General features: G+C 60.8%; 2 protein-coding genes. Both read left to right on the plus strand.

The genetic code is table 11. From position 1 onward, the window contains the following. Positions 1-192 precede the first annotated feature (192 nt). The gene (locus QMX86_RS27945) at positions 193-915 is read left to right on the plus strand and encodes a GntR family transcriptional regulator (protein WP_177318503.1); all 723 of its coding nucleotides are present in this window, start codon (positions 193-195) and stop codon (positions 913-915) included. After that, positions 912-1805, plus strand: coding sequence for a methylisocitrate lyase (prpB, locus tag QMX86_RS27950; protein ID WP_024012298.1), 894 nt, complete (start codon positions 912-914; stop codon positions 1803-1805). Before QMX86_RS27945 ends, prpB begins: the two co-directional genes overlap by 4 nt. The last annotated feature ends 97 nt before the right edge of the window (positions 1806-1902 follow it).

Genomic DNA, 1902 nt, shown 5'->3' on the forward strand with positions numbered 1-1902 from the left:
AAGGGGGCGTGCCATTCGAACCCACGGTGACTGACATTCCGCTTTCGCGAGCAAGCTCGCTCCCACACTGGCTGAGTGCCCAGTAGATTGCGGTTATTAGACGATTGTCGACAATACCTATTTATCCTTTGACTGATGCGGTCTTATTGGCTAGTTTTTGCCGCATTGGATTTAAAGGTGTCGACAATCATGCTGGATCAACTCGATCCCCCGGTCATCAGTGGTGACGACTCCGAGACGCTGTCGGAAAACGTCTTCCGCCGTATCCAGGCGGCTATCGTCAAAGGCGAGATCGCCCCGGGCAGCAAGATCTCCGAGCCGGAACTGGCGCGTACTTATGGCATCAGTCGGGGTCCGCTGCGTGAGGCGATCCATCGTCTGGAAGGGCAGCGCCTGCTGGTGCGCGTGCCGCACGTCGGTGCGCGGGTGGTCTCGCTCAGCCATGCCGAATTGATCGAACTCTATGAAATCCGTGAATCCCTCGAAGGCATGGCCTGCCGCCTCGCCGCCGAGCGCATGAGCGTCGCGGAAATCGACGAACTGCGCCGGGTGCTGGAAACCCACGAGCGCGATGCGGCGTTTCAGGCCGGCGTCGGTTACTACCAGCAGGAAGGCGATTTCGACTTTCATTACCGGATCATCCAGGGTAGCGGCAATCGCACGCTGACGCAGATGCTCTGCGGCGAGCTGTATCAACTGGTGCGCATGTACCGCATCCAGTTTTCCACCACGCCGAACCGCCCGCACCAGGCGTTCGCCGAACACCACCGCATTCTCGATGCCATCGCCGACCGTGACGGCGAGCTCGCGGAATTGTTGATGCGCCGCCACATCGGCGCCTCGAAACGCAACATCGCCCGTCACTACGAGGACGGCGCCCACAACAAGACAGCCACTGAACGAGGTGATGCATGACTTCCAACCTGAACACGCCGGGCCAGCGCTTCCGCGATGCGGTCGCCAGCGAGCATCCTTTGCAAGTGGTCGGCGCGATCAACGCCAACCACGCGCTGCTGGCCAAGCGCGCCGGTTTCAAGGCGATCTACCTGTCCGGCGGCGGCGTGGCCGCAGGCTCGCTGGGCGTGCCGGACCTGGGCATCACCGGGCTGGACGACGTGCTCACCGACGTGCGCCGCATCACCGATGTTTGTGACCTGCCGCTGCTGGTGGATGTTGACACCGGTTTTGGCTCGTCGGCCTTCAACGTCGCGCGCACGGTCAAGTCGATGATCAAGTTCGGCGCGGCGGCGATTCACATCGAGGATCAGGTCGGCGCCAAGCGCTGCGGCCATCGCCCGAACAAAGAAATAGTCAGCCAGCAGGAAATGGTCGATCGCATCAAAGCCGCCGTCGATGCCCGTACCGACGACAGCTTCGTGATCATGGCGCGTACCGATGCGCTGGCGGTGGAAGGTCTGGAATCGGCACTCGATCGTGCGGCGGCGTGCATCGAGGCCGGCGCTGACATGATTTTCCCTGAGGCGATTACCGAGCTGGACATGTACAAGCTGTTCGCCAACCGTGTGAAAGCACCGATCCTGGCCAACATCACTGAGTTCGGCGCAACGCCGCTGTACACCACCGAACAACTGGCTGGCGCCGACGTCTCGCTGGTGCTTTACCCGTTGTCGGCGTTCCGTGCGATGAACAAGGCAGCGGAAAACGTCTACACCGCGATCCGCCGCGATGGCACGCAACAGAATGTCATCGACACCATGCAGACTCGCATGGAGCTCTACGATCGTATCGATTACCACACGTTCGAGCAGAAGCTCGATGCGTTGTTTGCACAGAAGAAAGGCTGAACAAAACCCTGTGGGAGCGAGCCTGCTCGCGAAGACGGACTGACATCCAACATTGATGTCGACTGCTCCAGCGCTTTCGCGAGCCGGCTAGCTCCCA

It is taken from the genome of Pseudomonas sp. PS01270 (assembly GCF_029959775.1).
GTDB lineage: Bacteria > Pseudomonadota > Gammaproteobacteria > Pseudomonadales > Pseudomonadaceae > Aquipseudomonas > Aquipseudomonas atacamensis.

Coding starts and splice junctions, on each gene's coding strand:
- prpB (WP_024012298.1), top strand. CDS start 912: ATGACTTCCAACCTGAACACGCCGGGCCAGCGCTTCCGCGATGCGGTC.